The following is a 325-nucleotide window of genomic DNA, read 5'->3' on the forward strand; positions in this document are numbered from 1 at the left end:
GCAAAATAATGGGATTGAACGACCAACGATAAAACCCACTTTCTGGCAAAAGCTAAAACGAGAGTACGTTCACTCTTTCGATACCCTGCATGATTTTAATGATGATATGAAACCTATCCTTGTCGAAAAACGGGCAGATGATCTCAAAATTGAACAAGAAAGAATGCAGCAAGTACGCCAAGCGGAAGTGGATCGCCAACGAAAAATTGAAAATGATCGCAGAGAAAGTGAATTTAGAGAGCAATTACGTAAAGAACGAGAGCAAAGAGAACAACGCTATGAACAAGATAGACGCGAACGAGAACATTTGGCATTTCTAAGACGG

1 pseudogene is annotated in these 325 nt (G+C 40.3%); it reads left to right on the forward strand.

Features of this window, described 5'->3' with window-relative positions:
- A pseudogene (locus tag AVJ20_RS18165) lies at positions 1-325 on the forward strand (MobA/MobL family protein); the annotation flags it as partial.

It is taken from the genome of Acinetobacter sp. CFCC 11171 (assembly GCF_003268405.1).
GTDB classification, from domain to species: Bacteria; Pseudomonadota; Gammaproteobacteria; order Pseudomonadales; family Moraxellaceae; genus Acinetobacter; species Acinetobacter amyesii.